The sequence below is a fragment of the Xanthomonas hawaiiensis genome, assembly GCF_031834635.1.
GTDB classification, from domain to species: domain Bacteria; phylum Pseudomonadota; class Gammaproteobacteria; order Xanthomonadales; family Xanthomonadaceae; genus Xanthomonas_A; species Xanthomonas_A sacchari.
Map to the genome: position 1 here is coordinate 3,696,214 of NZ_CP115873.1, position 16,802 is coordinate 3,713,015.

General features: G+C 64.9%; 17 protein-coding genes. 11 read left to right on the plus strand and 6 right to left on the minus strand.

What is annotated here, in order from left to right; translation table 11 throughout:
* Positions 1–73: 73 nt before the first annotated feature.
* The 5 genes from PG878_RS15765 (at position 74) to PG878_RS15785 (ending at position 3,441) form a co-directional block, all read left to right on the plus strand.
* Positions 74–667 (plus strand): 5-formyltetrahydrofolate cyclo-ligase, encoded by a 594-nt coding sequence (locus PG878_RS15765; RefSeq protein ID WP_209030892.1) that lies wholly within the window; start codon positions 74–76, stop codon positions 665–667.
* The gene (locus tag PG878_RS15770) at positions 664–1,134 is read left to right on the plus strand and encodes an EVE domain-containing protein (RefSeq protein ID WP_017915860.1); all 471 of its coding nucleotides are present in this window, start codon (positions 664–666) and stop codon (positions 1,132–1,134) included. Before PG878_RS15765 ends, PG878_RS15770 begins: the two co-directional genes overlap by 4 nt.
* Before the next feature lie 100 nt (positions 1,135–1,234).
* Positions 1,235–1,882, plus strand: a complete 648-nt coding sequence (gene rpiA, locus PG878_RS15775) for a ribose-5-phosphate isomerase RpiA (protein WP_209030891.1) — start codon at positions 1,235–1,237, stop codon at positions 1,880–1,882.
* Positions 1,883–2,024: 142 nt separating this feature from the next.
* Entirely contained in the window at positions 2,025–2,477 is a 453-nt protein-coding gene (locus PG878_RS15780) for a DUF192 domain-containing protein (protein WP_209030889.1), read from the plus strand.
* A gap of 49 nt (positions 2,478–2,526) precedes the next feature.
* On the plus strand, positions 2,527–3,441 hold the full coding sequence (locus tag PG878_RS15785; protein ID WP_425510514.1) for a SirB1 family protein: 915 nt from the start codon (positions 2,527–2,529) through the stop codon (positions 3,439–3,441).
* A gap of 274 nt (positions 3,442–3,715) precedes the next feature.
* On the opposite strand, the gene PG878_RS15790 is transcribed toward PG878_RS15785, so the two are convergent.
* Positions 3,716–3,907: a rubredoxin gene (locus PG878_RS15790; RefSeq protein WP_160962163.1), complete on the minus strand. Its 192-nt coding sequence runs from the start codon at positions 3,905–3,907 to the stop codon at positions 3,716–3,718.
* Between the two features lie 72 nt (positions 3,908–3,979).
* On the opposite strand from PG878_RS15790, the gene thiE reads away from it, so the two are divergent.
* Both thiE and hemL read left to right on the plus strand, forming a co-directional pair.
* Complete coding sequence (gene thiE, locus PG878_RS15795) at positions 3,980–4,603, plus strand: thiamine phosphate synthase (RefSeq protein ID WP_209030887.1); 624 nt, start codon at positions 3,980–3,982, stop codon at positions 4,601–4,603.
* A gap of 531 nt (positions 4,604–5,134) precedes the next feature.
* Complete coding sequence (hemL, locus tag PG878_RS15800) at positions 5,135–6,427, plus strand: glutamate-1-semialdehyde 2,1-aminomutase (protein ID WP_209030885.1); 1,293 nt, start codon at positions 5,135–5,137, stop codon at positions 6,425–6,427.
* A gap of 55 nt (positions 6,428–6,482) precedes the next feature.
* On the opposite strand, the gene azu is transcribed toward hemL, so the two are convergent.
* On the minus strand, positions 6,483–6,938 hold the full coding sequence (gene azu / locus PG878_RS15805; protein WP_255549894.1) for an azurin: 456 nt from the start codon (positions 6,936–6,938) through the stop codon (positions 6,483–6,485).
* A 224-nt stretch (positions 6,939–7,162) separates the two neighbouring features.
* On the opposite strand from azu, the gene PG878_RS15810 reads away from it, so the two are divergent.
* Complete coding sequence (locus tag PG878_RS15810) at positions 7,163–7,780, plus strand: HAD-IA family hydrolase (RefSeq protein WP_209031083.1); 618 nt, start codon at positions 7,163–7,165, stop codon at positions 7,778–7,780.
* 9 nt (positions 7,781–7,789) lie between these two features.
* On the opposite strand, the gene PG878_RS15815 is transcribed toward PG878_RS15810, so the two are convergent.
* On the minus strand, positions 7,790–9,022 hold the full coding sequence (locus tag PG878_RS15815) for an acetylornithine transaminase (RefSeq protein WP_209030883.1): 1,233 nt from the start codon (positions 9,020–9,022) through the stop codon (positions 7,790–7,792).
* A gap of 320 nt (positions 9,023–9,342) precedes the next feature.
* Between PG878_RS15815 and PG878_RS15820 the strand changes: the two genes are divergently transcribed.
* A complete protein-coding gene (locus PG878_RS15820) occupies positions 9,343–10,212 on the plus strand; it encodes an ion transporter (protein WP_209030881.1) in 870 nt (289 codons plus the stop codon).
* 4 nt (positions 10,213–10,216) lie between these two features.
* On the opposite strand, the gene PG878_RS15825 is transcribed toward PG878_RS15820, so the two are convergent.
* Together PG878_RS15825 and PG878_RS15830 are read right to left on the minus strand one after the other, a co-directional pair.
* Positions 10,217–10,639, minus strand: coding sequence for a VOC family protein (locus PG878_RS15825; protein WP_209030879.1), 423 nt, complete (start codon positions 10,637–10,639; stop codon positions 10,217–10,219).
* A gap of 117 nt (positions 10,640–10,756) precedes the next feature.
* Positions 10,757–11,917, minus strand: coding sequence for an ROK family transcriptional regulator (locus PG878_RS15830; RefSeq protein WP_209030877.1), 1,161 nt, complete (start codon positions 11,915–11,917; stop codon positions 10,757–10,759).
* A gap of 604 nt (positions 11,918–12,521) precedes the next feature.
* Between PG878_RS15830 and PG878_RS15835 the strand changes: the two genes are divergently transcribed.
* Entirely contained in the window at positions 12,522–13,250 is a 729-nt protein-coding gene (locus PG878_RS15835) for a hypothetical protein (RefSeq protein WP_209030875.1), read from the plus strand.
* Between the two features lie 25 nt (positions 13,251–13,275).
* Entirely contained in the window at positions 13,276–14,139 is an 864-nt protein-coding gene (locus tag PG878_RS15840) for a hypothetical protein (protein ID WP_311185979.1), read from the plus strand.
* 343 nt (positions 14,140–14,482) lie between these two features.
* Here the strand turns inward: PG878_RS15840 and PG878_RS15845 are convergent, their stop codons facing one another.
* Positions 14,483–16,684, minus strand: a complete 2,202-nt coding sequence (locus tag PG878_RS15845) for a hypothetical protein (protein ID WP_209030873.1) — start codon at positions 16,682–16,684, stop codon at positions 14,483–14,485.
* Positions 16,685–16,802: the final 118 nt, after the last annotated feature.

Here is a 16,802-nt window from a genome sequence, read left to right on the forward strand (position 1 = left end):
TCGGCGCGGCGGCACCCTGGTCAGGACGCGCGCCGGCATCGACAATGGCGCCCTCTCTCGCCACGCCTGCCCGATGACCGCCGACGACCGCGACTCCCTGCGCCAGGACCTGCGCGCGCGCCGCCGCGCGCTCACCGCGCCCGTACGCCTGGCCGCCGCCGACGCCTTGGCGCAGCGACTGCTGGACCTGCCGTTCGCGCCGCAGCACGGCCATGTCGGCGGCTACTGGGCGATGGACGGGGAGATCGCCCTGCACCGCTGGCAACTGTCGCTGCCGGACGCGGTGCAGTACTGCCTGCCGGTACTCAGCGGTGATACCTTGCGCTTCGCGCCGTGGCGCCCCGGGCAGCCGCTGCGCGCCAACCGCTACGGCATCCCCGAGCCCGACGTCGACTCGGCCGCGACCCTGGCGCCGGCGCAGATGGCGCTGGTGGTGACGCCGCTGGTCGGCTTCGACACCGCCGGCGGCCGCCTGGGCATGGGGGGCGGCTGGTATGATCGCAGCTTCGCTTTCCGCCAGCGGCAGGCCCCGCCGCCCTGGCTGGTCGGGGCCGCCTTCGACGCGCAACAGGTCGCGGCCTTGCCGCTGGCGGCCTGGGACGTGGCGCTGGACGCGGTCTGCACCGAATCCCTCACCCTGTCGACCGCGCCCGATTCCACCGCATGACCGCACGCACCCGCTATTGGCTGATGAAGTCCGAACCGGACGCCTTCTCGATCGACGACCTGCAGCGGGTCGGCACCGAACCCTGGAACGGCGTGCGCAACTACCAGGCGCGCAACTTCATGCGCGACGGCATGAAGGTCGGCGACGGCATCCTGTTCTACCACTCCAACTGCAAGGTGCCGGGCATCGTCGGCGTGGCGCGCGTGGCCAGCCAGGCCTACCCCGACGCCACCCAGTTCGACCCGTCCTCCGACTATCACGACCCCAAGGCCACCCCGGAGCAGCCGCGCTGGTACCTGGTGGACGTGGCGTTCGAACGCAAGCTGGCGCGCACCATCGCCCTGGACGAGATCAAGCAGCACGCCGACGCGCTGGGCGAGGGCTTCCCGCTTGTCGCCCGCGGCAACCGCCTGTCCGTGTTCCCGGTCAGCGCCGCGCAGTGGAAGCTGCTGCTTTCGCTCGAGTAGCCGGGATTCGGCATTCGGGATTGGGGATTCGCCCGCTCCCGCCCGCCGATCCGCCTTGCACGCATCCCCAATCCCGAATCCCCACTCCCGAGCTCCTCCAATGTCAGAAGCCAAACGCCTTGCCGCCGAGAAAGCCATCGACTACGTCCAGGACGGGATGATCGTCGGCGTCGGCACCGGTTCCACCGTCGCCTACTTCATCGACGCACTGGGCCGCATCGGCCATCGCATCAAGGGGGCGGTGTCCAGTTCCGAGCAGAGCACCGCGCGCCTGCGCCAGCACGGCATCGAGGTGCTGGACCTGAACCACACCGGCAATCTGTCGCTGTACGTGGACGGCGCCGACGAGTGCGATCCGAACAAGTGCCTGATCAAGGGCGGCGGCGCCGCGCTGACCCGCGAGAAGATCATCGCCGAGGCCAGCGAGCGCTTCATCTGCATCGTCGACCCGAGCAAGCAGGTGCAGACCCTGGGCGCGTTCCCGCTGCCGATCGAGGTGATCCCGATGGCGCGCAGCCTGGTCGCCCGTGAGATCCTGGCGCGCACCGGCGGCCAGCCGGTGTGGCGCGACGGCGTGGTCACCGACAACGGCAATGTGGTCCTGGACGTGCACCACCTGTCGATCACCGACCCGGTGGCGCTGGAGCGCGAACTGAACCAGATCCCCGGCGTGGTCTGCGTCGGTCTGTTCGCACGCCGCCCGGCCGATGTGGTCATCGTCGGTGGCGAGCCTCCGCGCGTCTTTTGACGCGCGGCGGGATTGGGGATTCGCAAAGGCAGCGATCTCGGCTTTTACGAATCCCCAATCCCCAATCCCCAATCCCCGCTCTCTTGACTCGTCGCCCACCTTGCAACAAGGTGCGCGCTGTCCTCCCTGCCCTGGCACGCCCATGTCCCTCTTCCGCGCGCTCTGCGTCCTTCTCCTGCTTGCCCTCAGCAGCTGCGCCAGTGCCGGCGGCGACCATTGGGTGGAACTGGGCGGACACCGCTACGACGTGGAACTGGCGCAGAACGATGCGACGCGCGCACGCGGGCTGATGTTCCGCGACCAGATGGAAGCCGACCACGGCATGCTGTTCATCCACGACCGCGAGGAACCGCAGGCCTACTGGATGAAGAACACCAAGATCCCGCTGGACATCCTGTACTTCGACAACCAGCGCAAGCTGGTGGCGCAGCAGCGCGACGTACCGCCGTGCTCGGCCGGCGACGCCTGCCCGCCCTACCCGAGCAATGCGCCGGCGCGCTACGTGCTCGAACTCAACGCCGGCCAGGCCGAGCAGTTGAAGCTGCAGGACGGCACCGAACTGCGTTTCGGCCCGGGCATTCCGCAGGGCCACTGACCCGTCGACGGTGCCGGCGGCGTCGGGAAAAGGCCCCGCGACCACGGCGCTGAACCCGACACCGCTGTCGGGAACGGCCGGACTTGATCGGGCCCGGCTTTGCCGCCAGTCTTGGGCCATGGCCGCCCGATTGACATTGCCGAGCTGGAATACCCTGGCCGCACTGGACGACGATGCCCTGCCGCTGCTGGCGACCGCGCTGCTGATCGCCCGCGACGAGTATCCGGAGCTGGATGCCGCCCATTACGACACCCTGGCGCAGAGCCACGCCGACCACCTGCGACACGAGGTGGCGACGATCGAACAGTGGCCGCTGAAGATGGCGGCGATCAATCGCCACCTGTTCGAAGAGCTGGGCTATACCGGCAACCACGACGAGTATTACGACCCGCGCAACAGCTACATGAACCAGGTGTTCGAGCGGCGCCTGGGCAACCCGATCTCGCTGGCGCTGGTGCAGATGGAAGTGGCGCGGCGCCTGGACATCCCGCTCGACGGCGTGTCCTTCCCCGGGCATTTCCTGGTGCGCCTGCCGGTAGACGACGGCCTGCTGGTGATGGACCCGTTCAACGGCGGTCGCCCGCTGGCGGTGGAGGAGCTACGCGAGCGCGCGCGGCCGCACATGGGCGGCGAAAGCCCGGACGACCGCGCCCTGCTGCAGATCCTGGACCCGGCGCCGCACCGCGCGATCCTCGCCCGGGTCCTGCGCAACCTGCACGGCCTGTATGCCGAACGCGACGAGTGGGACCGCGCCGCGCGCAGCGCCGACCGCGTGCTCAAGCTGATGCCGGACCAGCCCGAAGCCCTGCGCGACCGCGGCATGGCCTACCTGCAGATGGATTACGTGCCCGGCGCGCGCCGCGACCTGGGCCGCTACCTGCAACTGAACCCCGAGGCCTCCGACGCCCTGCCGATCCGCGAGCGCCTGGTGGAACTGAGCGCGCGTGCGCAGCGGATGCATTGAAGCTGGGAATGGGGAGTGGGGAATCGGGAATGGAAAGCGCATGCCCTGATGGTCAGACGCTGCTGAACTGATCGCGCCGTCACCAGATGATCGACTGAATCGATCATTCGAACGTCGGCACGCATTCGGCATCGCCCGACTACCGACATTGCAACCCGGCGACCCGGCATCGCGATGTCTGCCCGCCCTCATTGAAAACCAGTTTCCTGCAGGACGTATGTAGGCACGGGAGTCGCTGTCCCATTCCCGATTCCCCACTCCCCATTCCCAGCGCTCAATCCATCTCCACCATCTCGAAATCGTCCTTGGTCACGCCGCAGTCCGGGCAGGTCCAGGTGTCGGGCACGTCGTCCCAGCGGGTGCCGGGGGCGATGCCTTCTTCCGGCAGACCGTCGGCTTCGTTGTAGATGAACCCGCAGACGACGCACATCCAGGTGCGATAGGTGGTGGCGGTGGCGTCGCTCATTGGATAATCGCAGGTCACAGTCGGACGGAACGGCATTGTCCCATCGCCGCCGACGCATCGGAAGGCTTGTCCATGAACGCATCCCCGGCGCCGCGCGGCGTGTACCTGATCACTCCCGACGACGCCGACGGCGCGCGCCTGCTGGCGCGGGTGGCGCCACTGCTGGACCAGGGCGTGACCTGGCTGCAGTACCGCAACAAGCGCGCCGACGCGGCGCAGCGGCGGGATCAGGCAGCAGCGCTGCAGGCGCTGTGCGCGCAGGCAGGGGTGCCGCTGATCGTCAACGACGACGTCGCGCTGGCGCAGGCGGTGGGTGCGGCCGGCGTGCATCTGGGCGAGGACGACGGCGACTTGGCCGCTGCGCGCACCGCGTTGGGACCGCAGGCGTTCATCGGTGCGTCCTGTTACGACGACCTGGCCCTGGCCCGCAGCGCTGCGGCGGCCGGCGCCAGCTATGTCGCCTTCGGCGCGTTCTTCCCCACCCGCAGCAAGGTCACCACGCGCCGCGCAACGCCTGACCTGCTGCGCGAAGCGGCGGCGCTGGGCCTGCCGCGCGTGGCGATCGGCGGCCTGACCCCGGACAACGCACGCCCGCTGGTCGCGGCCGGCGCCGACCTGCTGGCGGTGATCAGCGGCGTATTCGATGCGCCCGACCCGCGCGCGGCGCTGGCGGCGTACCGCGCGTGTTTCGACTGAGGTGGCAGCGCCTTTCCTTCTCCCACCGGGGCCATGGCCCCCTTTTCGGGAGAAGGTGCCCCGCAGGGGCGGATGAGGGTACGGGCGCAGCCTCGTGCACCCAAACATCGCGAGCCGCTGTGCGCTCCGTACCCTCACCCCAACCCCTCTCCCGGTGGGAGAGGGGCTTAGCGCTTCCCTTCTCCCTTTGGGAGAAGGTGCCCCGCAGGGGCGGATGAGGGTACGGGCGCAGCCTCGTGCACCCAACCATCGCGAGCCGCTGCGCGCCCCGTACCCTCACCCCAACCCCTCTCCCGGTGGGAGAGGGGCTTTGGCTTCTCCCTTCTCCCCTCGGGAGAAGGTGCCCCGCAGGGGCGGATGAGGGTACGGCACAGCCGCGCGCACCAAACTTCGCGCGACACTGGCCGCGATGGGGGTAGCTGCCTGGCAGGATCGTCGACATGGCGCACACCGTCGGCAGCCGCGACAATAGACGGCCTCGCTCCGCGCCAGGCCGATCGGCCTGGCCAGCATCGCCAAGGATTTCCGCTCATGACCCATTCCCGCTCGCACGCCCTGTTCGCCCAAGCGCAGTCGCTGATTCCCGGCGGCGTCAATTCGCCGGTGCGCGCCTTCAAGTCGGTGGGCGGCGAGCCGTTCTTCGTGCAGCGCGCCGATGGCCCGTACCTGTACGACGTCGACGGCAACCGCTACATCGACTACGTGGGCTCGTGGGGGCCGATGATCGCCGGGCACAACCACCCGGCGGTGCGCGAGGCGGTGCAGCGCGCGATCGGCGATGGGCTGTCGTTCGGCGCGCCGTGTCCGGCCGAGGTGACGATGGCGCAGACCATCACCCGGCTGGTGCCGTCCTGCGAGATGGTGCGCATGGTCAACTCCGGCACCGAGGCCACGCTGTCGGCGGTGCGGCTGGCGCGCGGCGCTACCGGGCGCAACCGCATCGTCAAGTTCGAGGGCTGCTACCACGGCCACGGCGACTCGTTCCTGGTCAAGGCCGGCAGCGGCATGCTGACCCTGGGCGTGCCGACCTCGCCAGGCGTGCCGGCCGGCCTGAGCGAACTCACCGCCACCCTGGCCTACAACGATGCAGAGGGCGCCACCGCGCTGTTCGAGGAGATCGGCCACGAGATCGCCGCGGTCATCATCGAGCCCGTCGTCGGCAACGCCAACTGCATCCCGCCGCGTCCAGGCTATCTGCAGCACCTGCGCGACCTGTGCACCCGGCACGGCGCGCTGCTGATCTTCGACGAGGTGATGACCGGCTTCCGCGTCGCCCTGGGCGGCGCGCAGGCGCACTACGGCGTGGTGCCGGACCTGACCACCTTCGGCAAGATCATCGGCGGCGGCATGCCGGTGGGCGCCTATGGCGGGCGCACGGAGCTGATGCGGCAGGTGGCGCCGTCCGGGCCGATCTACCAGGCCGGCACGCTCAGCGGCAATCCGGTGGCGATGGCCGCGGGGCTGGCGATGCTGGAACTGATCCAGGCACCGGGCTTCCACCAGCGCCTGGACGCGGCCACCGCGCAGTTGTGCGCCGGCCTGGAAGCGGCCGCGGCGGCGGCCGGCGTGGCGGTCACCACCAACCAGGTCGGGGCGATGTTCGGGCTGTTCTTCACCACCGAGAAGGTGGAGACCTATGCGCAGGCCACGGCCTGCGATACCGCCGCGTTCAACCGCTTCTTCCACGCGATGCTGGAGCGCGGCGTGTTCCTGGCGCCGTCGGCGTACGAGGCCGGTTTCCTGTCCAGCGCCCACGACGACGCGGTGCTGGAGGCCACGCTGGCCGCAGCGCGCGAGGCGTTCGCCGTGGCCGCTGCCGGCTGAGATGCCGATACAGCGACCGTGGCCTCACCGCAGCGCGCCGCGTCACTGCGCTGGATCAGCCGAACACGAACTTGCCCTTCATCACCGCCCAGTGCCCCGGGAACGAGCAGAAGAAGGTGTAGTCGCCGCCCTTGCTCAACTTGGCGGTGGAGAACTTGACCGTGTCCGACTGTCCCGCGCCGATCACCTTGGTGTGGGCGATGATCCGCGGATCGTTCTTGGGCAGGTAGTTGTCGGCCAGGCTGGAACTGGTGCCGGCATTGGCCACCGCCTGGAAATCCGCGGTCTTGGTCAGCACCCAGTTGTGGCCCATCACCGCGGCGGCGAGCTTGCCGCTGTGCTTGAGCGTCACCGCCACCTCGGTGCAATCGGCCGCGACCTTGATCTGGGTCTGGTCGTAGGACATCTGGTCGGTGCCGGTGATGGTCACCGCGCAGGTCTTGGCCCAGGCCGCCGGCGCGAACGCGAGGCCGGCAAGGACGAGCAGCAGGGATGGAAACTTGGTGTTCAAGGCGGATTCCTCGGCAAAAGAGACGGTACGGCGCCACGGCAGATCGCGCACGCGGCGCGCCCCGACTGTCCGCTCGCGCGCAACGCCTTGTCAACGACAAGCGATGGCGCATTGCATCATCGGCACGCGCCATCACGCGCGGCGATGCCCCCGAAACGCGGCTTGATCGGCACGACTCCCGCGCCCTGCCGACCGCGCCCCACACAGGAGCTCTCATGTCCGCAATGATCCGCGCGCGGCCGGCGCTGCTGCTGCTCGATGTCGACGGCGTGCTGGCCACCTACACGCGTGCCGTCCGCATCGCCGCGTTGGCCGCGCACTGCCGCTGCGAGCCGACGCGCGTCCGCGAGGTGCTGTTCGGCTCCGGACTGGAAACCGCCTACGACGGCGGCGCACTGGACACCGCCGCCTACCTGCAGCGGCTGAGCGCGGGCCTGGGCGCCACCGTGGACACGGACGCGTGGATCGCCGCGCGGGTGGCCGCCAGCCGCGCCGATGCCGGCGTGGTCGCGCAGGTGCTGGCGCTGGCCGAGCGCGTGGCCATCGGCGTGCTGACCAACAATGGCCCGCTGATGGCGCAGGCGCTGCCGCAGATCGTGCCGGCGCTGTTCCCGCTGCTGCATGGGCGCGTGCTGTGCAGCGGCAGCCTGGGTGGGCGCAAGCCGGATGCGACGGTGTACCGGCAGGCGCTCGCGCACTTCGGCGTCGCCCCGCGGCACGCACTGTTCATCGACGACCTGTTCGTCAACGCGCGCGGCGCCCGCGCGATCGGCATGGCCGCGGAAACCGCCAGCGGCGCCCGCGCCCTGCGCCGCGCGCTGGCGCGGCACGGCCTGGGATGAGCCGCTGCTTCAGCGCGCGGCGAGGTAGGCGCGCAGCGCGTTGCGCAACCGCGCCAGGCCTTCGCCCAGTTCGGCATCGGTGAGGTTGAGCGCGGGCACGAAGCGCAGCACGTCCGGCCCGGCCTGCAAGGTCAGCACCCCGTGCGCGGCGGCGTGATCGAGGATCGTCCCCGCCTGCCCGGCATGCGCCGGGTTCAACACCGCACCGAGCATCAGCCCGCGTCCGCGCACCTGCGAGAACAGCCTGAATTCCTCGTCGAGCGCCGCCAGGCCCTTGCGCAGCGCGGCCGACTGCCGAGACACGTTGGCGGCGATCGCCGTCGAGGCCAGCTTGCGCAGCGCCACCCGCGCCACCGCCGCGGCCAGCGGATTGCCGCCGAAGGTGGTGCCGTGCGCACCGAACTGCATGGTCTCGGCCACCTTCGGCCCGGCCAGCAGCGCGCCGATCGGGAAGCCGCCGCCCAGCGCCTTGGCCAGGGTCACGATGTCGGGGACGACCTGGTCCTGCCAATGCGCGAACAGGGTGCCGGTGCGGCCCATGCCGCACTGGATCTCGTCGAGCACCAGCAGCGCGCCGTGGTGGTCGCACAGCGCCCGCACCTGCGCCAGGAAGCCCGGCGCCGCCGGCATCACCCCACCCTCGCCCTGCACCGGCTCCAGCATCACCGCGGCCACGTCGCCGGCGGCCATCGCCGTTTCCAGCTGCACGATGTCGTTGAAGTCGACGTAGCGGAAACCGCCGGGCAGCGGCTCGTAGCCTTCCTGGTACTTGGGCTGCGCGGTGGCGGTCACCGCGGCCAGGGTGCGGCCGTGGAAACTGCCGCGGAAGGTGACGATCACCCGCCGCTGCGGCGGACGGCCCTGGGCGGTGGCCCACTTGCGCACCAGCTTGATCGCCGCCTCGTTGGCCTCGCTGCCCGAGTTACACAGGAACGCCCGCTGCGCGAAGCGCGAGGCCAGCACCAGTTCCTCGACCAGGCGCAGCGGCGGTTCGCTGTAGAACACGTTGCTGGTGTGCCACAGCTTGCCGGCCTGTTCGAGCAGCGCCGCCTGCAGGTCCGGATCGTTGTGGCCGAGCCCGCACACGGCGATGCCGGCCGACAGGTCGATGTAGTCGCGTCCCTCGCTGTCCCAGACCCGCGCGCCCTGGCCGCGCTCCAGCACCAGTTGGCGCGGGCGGTAGATGGGCAAGGCATAGCGTTGACCGAGGGCGATCAGGTCCGCGGCGGAGGAAGCGGTCATCGGGGGAACATCCTGCGGGAGAGCATTCGATTATAAGACCGCCGGCAGCGCACGGCCGGGAACTGCCGGCCACCGCCTGGACCGACGGTCGGCAGGCGGCTGTGCCACAGCGCCGCCGCCCGCGCGCGGCCGCAGCAAGCCCACCACGCCGTTGCCCGACAGGTGGGAGGGACTTCAGTCCCGACGCTTCAGCGCTACGGCGTCGGGGCTGAAGCCCCTCCCACAGGGGGTTCTCCAGCCGCCGCGTCGCATCCGATCAGGGCGCGCCTGCCGCACCGTGTGCGCCCGCGGCTGCAAGGCGCCTCGGGTAGCATGGGCGCATGCGATTTTTCCTCGATTCCCCGCTCGCCCCGGCGACCGAGCACGGCTGGCGGCGCCGCTGGTTCGACATCATCTATCGGCACGACACCACGCCTTCGCGCAACTTCGACCTGTTGCTGGTCGCGGCGATCGTGGCCAGCGTCGCGGTGATCCTGGTCGACAGCGTGCCGGCGCTGCACAGCCGTCACGCCGGCACCCTGTACGTGCTGGAGTGGGGCTTCACCCTGCTGTTCACCGCCGAGTACGCGTTGCGCCTGGCCACGGTGCAGCGGCCGCTGCGCTACGCGCTGAGCTTCTGGGGCGTGATCGACCTGTTGTCGATCCTGCCCACCTACATCTCGTTTCTGCTGCCCGGCGCGCAGACGCTGCTGGTGGTGCGCGTGCTGCGGGTGCTGCGGCTGTTCCGCATCCTCAAGCTGACCCGCTACGTCGAGGAAAGCAGCCTGCTGATCGATGCGTTGTGGCGCAGCCGACGCAAGGTGTTCGTGTTCCTGTTCACGGTGATCACCCTGGTGGTGATCTTCGGCGCGCTGATGTACGTGGTCGAAGGCCCGGCCAACGGCTTCACCAGCATCCCCACCGCGATGTACTGGGCGGTGGTGACGATGGCCACGGTCGGCTTCGGCGACATCGCCCCGCTCACCCCGCTGGGCCGCGCCATCACCTCGGTGCTGATCCTGATCGGCTACAGCATCATCGCCGTGCCCACCGGCATCTACACCGCCGAACTGGCCAACAGCCTGCGCGATGCCGACCGCCTTCGCGCGCCGGATCGACGCACCTGCGCACGCTGCGGCCTGCAAGGCCACGACCGCAACGCCGGCTATTGCCGGGGTTGCGGCCAGGCGTTGCCCGAGACCGCGCCTTGAGTCCTTACCAGACGCCGGTGTTCGGCATCGACGCCCACGGCTCGGCCGGGGCCAGCGCATCGCCCTTCTGCAGCAGTTCGATCGAGATCAGGTCGGGCGTGCGCACGAAGGCCATGCGCCCGTCGCGCGGCGGACGGTTGATGGTCACGCCGAGCGACTGCAGGTGCGCGCACAGGGCGTAGATGTCGTCGACCTCGAAGGCCAGATGGCCGAAGTTGCGGGCGCTGCCGTAGTCCTCGTCCGAGCCCCAGTTGTAGGTCAGTTCGACCTCGGCCTCCGGGTTCTCCGGCGCGCCGAAGTACACCAGGGTGAACTTGCCGGCTTCGTTCTCGATGCGGCGGGTTTCGTGCAGACCCAGACCTTCGGTGAAGAACGTGCTGGTCTTCTCCAGGTCGTGGACGCGGATCATGGCGTGCAGATATTTCATCGTGACAGCTCCGAGGGTGGGGGATGGGACGCGTGCCGTATCGCAATGGCGCGCGGAAAGGGCGCATAGGGTAGCGCTGGCGGCGTGCAGGCATGGCGACGCCGCGGCGGGACCGGTTCAGCGGAAATAGCAGGCCTTCAGCGGCAGCGCCGCCGCGCCCACCGCGCTGGCATCGGCGGTGGCGGCGGCCGGCAGCAGCAGCGGCAACGGCCGCGCCTGGCCGCGGCGCGGCTGGTTGTCGATGCGCACGTGCGGAATCAGCCGCGTGGCCAGCTCGCGCGGCATGCGTCCACCGAACACCACCGCCTGCGGATCGAAGATCGCCACGATCGCCGAGACGATCAGCGACAGGCCCGGCGCCACCCGCGCGATCCAACGCTCGATCGCCGGCCACGCCGGATCGTAGGCGGCCAGCAGCGCGCGGATGTCGGGCAGCGCGATACCGTCCTCGGCCAGCAGTTGCCGCAACAGCTCCAGCGTGCCGCGCTCCAGCCCCTGCTGCGGCAGCATGCCGGCGAATTCGCCGGCGTTGCCGTGCGCGCCGCGCAGGCAGGTGCCGTCGATCACCACGCCACCGCCCAGGCCATAATTGAAATGCAGATAGGCGAAGTCGCGGTATTGGCGGCCGATGCCGAGCAGGCTCTCGCCCGCCGCCGCCACCGTGCCGTCGTTGTCCACCCACACCGGCAGGCCCAGCGCCTCGGCCAGCCAGTCGCCGATCGACAGCTCGCCCAGCGCGCGCAGCGGCTCGGGCGGATTCATGTGCACGCCGTCCTCGACGAAGAAGCCGGTCATCGCCACGCCCGCGCCCAGGCGCGGACCCAGCCCGGCGCCGGCCGCCGCGGTCAGCGCCGCATCGGCCTCGCGCAGTTGCACCAGCAGCGCGGCCGGCTCGGTCGAGCGCAGCGCATGCTCGGCGGTGCCGCGGATCTGCCCGCTGAAATCCAGCAACGCCAGCGACAGCGCGTCGGTCGCGATCGCATAGCCGACGGTATGGCCGTAGCCGGGATTGAGCGCGATGCCCGCACCCGGCTTGCCGCGGCCCGCGTGCGCCAGCGAGGCGCCGATCGCGACCAGGCCGCGCTCGGCCAGCGCGTCGACCAGGCGCACCGCCGACTGCACGGTCAGCCCGGTGCTGCGGCTGAGATCGGCGCGGGTGGCGGTGCCGGCCAGGCGCAGGCGATCGAGCATGTGCCGCTCGTTGTCGCTGAGATCGGCGTGGATGGCGTGGCGGGACTCGGGAAGACGCGGCAGGGCGACGGCAACGGGAGCGGGCATAGGCGGCGGTGGCGTGAAGACCCCGGCAGCATAGCCGCGCCGCACGCCATCATTGCGGCGCCAACCGCGATTGGACGGGACAGAGCGTTTTCGCGGCACGCCGCCGCGCGCATGCAGCGCGCGCGATCGTCCGATCCATGTCGTCGTTGCCCGCAGCGCGCAGCCGCATCGCGGCTCGGTCATCCGGCAACGCCGGGCCTCAGTGTAGGGTTCGACACAAACCGAGAACTTCTCTCCTTATGAATCAATAACTTGCAAAATGTTCGGATAGCTAATGAGGGTCAATGTAGCGGGAAGATGCGACTTTCGATGCTGTCGCCCCAAAATGGCAGGTGTTTCGCGCGTGTCGCTCGGCCATAGCCGCTAAGTCCACAACAAAGGTCCCGACGGATGGCGGAGCACATAACTCGCACGGGTCAATCCCGCAATCTGATTCACGAAGCTCCGGCTTTGGCTAACATTTACGCGTTTGGACCGCACATTGGTGAGCACCCGGCGATGAGAAGGCCTCGCTGGAACGGCGGATCACCGCCGCGCTCCTCGATTCCGCGAACTATCGACCGGACGGCCGGGGAAACTGGGAGTTCACCGCACCCTGCCGCTCGTGGACGAAATCAAGGCCTGGCAACATGCGCACGCGCCTGCGCGCATCCAATTGACGACCCCACGTCAGTGCCAACAGTGGTTTGATAACACGGTTTCCATTGGTAATGAAGATGCGAGTGCGCTGTATGAATCGCTTGCACTTCCACCGCACAATGAGCCTTGGATACAACAGCGATTTGAACGCGCGATCGCTGCCACTCTCATGGCACTCGCCCCGGTTTGGCTGGCCCAGAACGCCCCGGCTAAAGCGTCTATCACGTTCATAGTCGAATCTGCCTTAGTGTCGCTATCGGATACCGCGCAGGACATGAGCAAGGCGCGATTCCCGACATCACATACGGGAATGGATTTCGTTGCCCTAGCGCTCACCCGACGGTGGGCTTTAGACTCAGTTGACGGCGTTGATCATTACATCATCCAGTTGCTGACCAGCAACGACCGATCTGCGATCCAAGCTGTCATTGCCGAGGCTTATCGGCACCGTGAGGCGCTCGGGGAGCGCTGGTGGCGGTTGCTCTACGTCGGCATGCTTTGGAGCGGCCTGAGTATGTTAGCACCCTGCTACGGCGATGCCGATGTGGTCGAACCGGCGTGGAGACGTTGGCATGGAAGCCTTCACAGGATGTCGTTGAGTGCAGCGTGTACCGCCGCAGGCATTGAGAATCGGCCGCATCGACGTGGGTTGCGTGCGGCTGTTGTACCGCCGCAAGCTGCGATACTACCTTGAGGACTCGTGGCGACGACGTCCGGATTTGATGGTCGGCACCGGCCTGGACACGCAGGTGCTAAATGACCTATTTCAGTGGCTACTGCAGGGCAAAGGGACTGTAATCACAGATATCGATCTGGCGTTGGTTCTTCGGTTCTGGGCCTGGGAGGTCGCACGCGCACGCGAGTGCGCCCGGGACGAAGACGGAGAAATGCATCTATCTGGCCAATTTGGCTACCACTTGGTAGAAAAGCTGGCGACTCTTGTCCTTCTCGTGCCGGAAGCGCGCGCAGAACGCGTATGGCTGCCGCTTTTGGAACTCGTGCCAGCAGGCCACATTGCAATCGAGCACTTTATAAAAAACATTTTTCTAGAGCTGTCAAAAGGCGCGAGCCCATCGCGCTTCGAAGCACTCTTACATGCGCTTGCCAACTATGCTGTGGCTGCCAACTGGAGCCCACCGGGGTTGTGGTTCCACGGCGAGAGAATACTGCGATTGATCCTGGGGTTTGGTAATAAGTGGGCACTGATAAATCTGCCAGACGGCGCGGCTGTACGGATGCATGGCCTACTTGAGCGATGGACTAAGGACCATCTCAAGCAAGAAGACAACTTGGCAGGGCTATGCCGATTTTTAGCCACTGTCTTCGGCGCGCCACTCCGGCTTGATGGCTTGTCGTGGATCCAAGACGCTCTCCGCACATCCAATACTCAGCTGAACTTGCACCGCGGTACCAGTGGTGATTCGCTCGTCGACCTGATTGCAACTGTGCTGCAACATGATCTGACCACGTTACGGACCCACACTACTGCTCGTGATGCCCTACTTGATATCGCAGCTGCACTTGCTTCCACCGGCCATCAGGGCGCGCTTGTTTTGCAGGATCGATTGCGCACCCTCGTGTGACTCGCTGGCTAGGCAGAACACTCGACTTTTTAACAGTAATTGCAAATACCGATCAAGACCAAATATCCCATCAGTAGCGTGAGCACGAGCCTCGCCGCTCGGTCAGGCACATATGCTGCCACCTACTGCCAAGATCGCACACGATCTGCGCTTCGCAAGGCATGGCACCCGTCCGCGTCGCGTGCCGTGCATCGCCAGACCGCTTAGAATCGTTCTAATTCCCCCGCGACTTTTCGCGACACATCCCTTGGCGAGGTCGTTTCGAATGTTTACTTTCCACTTCTCTCATCAGTGCGCCCTTTAAATATAGGTCATTTAGCCCATTTTCCATGGAGCGTGCACGTCAAACGCGCATATCATTTATTCTTTTAAGCTCATCAACACCATCCAAGTAGATCCCAATGGCTTCAGGGCGCCCAACTTGGCAATAGTACATAGTTTCCTGTAGCGGGCACTCTTTTTCGACAACCTCTTTGATATCCGAAGTATTTCTCCCAGAAGCATCGGCCAATCTATTTAAGAAGAACTCATGCCACCGCGGATTCATTTGGTTAATTTCATTGTTAGCTTGCACGCCCAATTCTTCATGCTTACTTATATCTATCCATTTTTTATCATAGATAAAGAAATGCAGCAAATCACTTGCATAAGACATCCGGAAGAAAGTACTAACCAAGGTGCGCCATGTCACTATATTCATTCCCAGTACCTTTAGCGCAGGCAAAAAGGCCTCAATTCTGTAAAGAAGACGCGCAACAAATATTGCCGATAGAGCTGCATTTACAGGAAGAAAAGTTCCCAAGACTGTTATAGCACCAGATCGGATGAGGCCATTCGACACTGATGCATGTGATCCGGCTAGTGCGAATGTGGAGCAGGCGCTCAGAATCACAATAGGTGGTATGCGCGTTTCACCGGCAAGATCCCAAGGATCAACCCTCTCATTGCCGATCGTTAACCATCCATGACTATCGCCACCTCCATGATCGCCGTGACAATCAAAAATCAACAGCATCCCATCATATTGCTTCAGTTCGCAAATAAGAGACGCACGATCATCAACATCCACAAACTTGACCTTTAGACGCTCAAGTTCAAAACTTTTAATCGCCGTTTCCAAGGAGAACTTTATTGGATCGTTGTGCGCGAAGGATCGCAGCACTAGCACTTCTTCTAGCTGCTCTGCCCCAATAATTGACATGCCCGAGTTTATACATTGCTGCAACATTAGGTTGCCAGGCGTCATGCCGATACGAGAAGTCTCATGTCGAATCATGAGAGGTATTCCATCTATCCGAATCCACTCAACCGGAACGTCAGATACAACTGTGATTGCTTCAGAATGCGAGCGAATTTCCTCAAGAATTTTAGGACTTATACTCCGTGTTAAATCAGATTCCAAATTAATGTAACTCCGCTGCAAAAGCCGCCGCGCCCTCGCATCGTCCTTCATCGCATGACGTTCTACTTCACGGAGCGAAGATGCACAGAAGTTTATAGAATTTGGCAGTCTAATGGCCGGCTGTAAGCCGTTGGCGGCCAAAGCAGCTATAGCACTTGCAACAAGGCGCAGCTCAATTTGGCGAATGGCCAGCAGGCTCGACACTGCTGGGTCCTTAAATATATCCTCTATCTCACTCTTGTTTTCAATGTGAACGGAATAGCCTGAATAGGCCTTATTGCGAAATACACCATCCTTCAAAAATGCCCTGGCCTTACGGCTTTTTATGGATCTGATTATACCATTCCAAAAATGACTATCGAATGAGTAAAACTGCCGATGAATCGATGGCGCAAATAGGACGACGTTTGTAGACGACTCTCCAATCAAGCTTCTAGCGCGCTGGACCGACGAAATTATTGCGCTTACATATGGATCCGCATCACCTGCCGAGATTGGCTTAGCTCCGCTGTAGGAATAGCCTAAAGATACGCATAGGGCTTCGTTAGGAATAGTTACACCTGAGACCCGGGAATGCTCTGTACCGTCAGGAAACTTTTTCCTAAGGGGAAGAGACAAAATAGTGTCCCTTAAATTATCTGAGGAAATGTTCACCAGCTTGTCCCTGATAGCCACATCGAGAACTTGAGCTGGATGACCATCATAGCCCGCAAGACAAACCGCCCCCTTTGTTTTATCGTTGGTCACCAATATTACGTTCGGGTGAACGCAGCTGGCATTGATTAGGGCAATTTCCTTAGCCATTCCAATAACAACTGGTATGTGGCGTGACCAGTCAAAGGATGCCTGAAGCTTCAAAAATCCATTAGGACTTACAATGGATGCCCTTTTAATTCTAAATTCACCTCGGAACTCATGGAGATCCTTTATTTCACAAAAGATTTCCTGCGGCGAAACTGGCAAAACAGCCATCAACTCTACAAGAAGCGAAAACATGGGCTGTGCAATACCACTGCCGAAGCCCTGAAAAGGGGTATATTCGCCCTCGCCATCTGATGCCAAGACAAAATATTCTAACCGCACATTTAGCAATGAATCTCTTTTGTAGGCACTCAAGATATTTTCATCCAATAGTTCCAGCACGCCCAGCCTTCCAAGTTTCGTCAACGTCCACGATACTCTATATTCCACACTTATCCTGTCCACTGCCAGCAGGGCTTCTCCGCAGGCCGCGCACTTCCACCTAGATTATGCTATTTAA

Coding starts and splice junctions, on each gene's coding strand:
- rpiA (WP_209030891.1), top strand. CDS start 1,235: ATGTCAGAAGCCAAACGCCTTGCCGCCGAGAAAGCCATCGACTACGTC.
- PG878_RS15820 (WP_209030881.1), top strand. CDS start 9,343: ATGCGATTTTTCCTCGATTCCCCGCTCGCCCCGGCGACCGAGCACGGC.
- PG878_RS15780 (WP_209030889.1), top strand. CDS start 2,025: ATGTCCCTCTTCCGCGCGCTCTGCGTCCTTCTCCTGCTTGCCCTCAGC.
- PG878_RS15765 (WP_209030892.1), top strand. CDS start 74: ATGACCGCCGACGACCGCGACTCCCTGCGCCAGGACCTGCGCGCGCGC.
- PG878_RS15810 (WP_209031083.1), top strand. CDS start 7,163: ATGATCCGCGCGCGGCCGGCGCTGCTGCTGCTCGATGTCGACGGCGTG.
- hemL (WP_209030885.1), top strand. CDS start 5,135: ATGACCCATTCCCGCTCGCACGCCCTGTTCGCCCAAGCGCAGTCGCTG.
- PG878_RS15830 (WP_209030877.1), bottom strand. CDS start 11,917: ATGCCCGCTCCCGTTGCCGTCGCCCTGCCGCGTCTTCCCGAGTCCCGC.
- PG878_RS15770 (WP_017915860.1), top strand. CDS start 664: ATGACCGCACGCACCCGCTATTGGCTGATGAAGTCCGAACCGGACGCC.
- PG878_RS15825 (WP_209030879.1), bottom strand. CDS start 10,639: ATGAAATATCTGCACGCCATGATCCGCGTCCACGACCTGGAGAAGACC.
- PG878_RS15790 (WP_160962163.1), bottom strand. CDS start 3,907: ATGAGCGACGCCACCGCCACCACCTATCGCACCTGGATGTGCGTCGTC.
- thiE (WP_209030887.1), top strand. CDS start 3,980: ATGAACGCATCCCCGGCGCCGCGCGGCGTGTACCTGATCACTCCCGAC.
- PG878_RS15815 (WP_209030883.1), bottom strand. CDS start 9,022: ATGACCGCTTCCTCCGCCGCGGACCTGATCGCCCTCGGTCAACGCTAT.